Consider the following 257-nt stretch of genomic DNA (forward strand, 5'->3'; position numbering starts at 1 on the left):
GCACGTACCTGCTGGGAATAAAACGTTATACGTCGCTCGAACGCGCCCAGAAAATAAAGTCCGTCGCTACCGGGTAAAGTGCTTGCGGTAATCCAGTCATCTAAAGTCTCTGTGAGAGCTGGTGCCATACGTGCGTTAAATGCTAGCGCCGGCGCCAACGGCGCAGCACCTGCTCGCTCCGAGTTCGTTGTTTCCCCCGCTTCAAGATTTCCAAAGAAATCCGAAGCAACCAAGGCAATCCTTGCCGTCAAAAGCTG

General features: G+C 53.3%; 1 protein-coding gene. It reads right to left on the minus strand.

The window, feature by feature from the left end; genetic code table 11:
• A partial coding sequence (locus EOD29_RS36715; RefSeq protein ID WP_206520583.1) for a hypothetical protein occupies positions 1–257 on the minus strand: 257 nt, incomplete at both ends.

It is taken from the genome of Mesorhizobium sp. M1A.T.Ca.IN.004.03.1.1 (genome assembly GCF_003997555.1).
Taxonomy (GTDB): Bacteria; Pseudomonadota; Alphaproteobacteria; order Rhizobiales; family Rhizobiaceae; genus Mesorhizobium.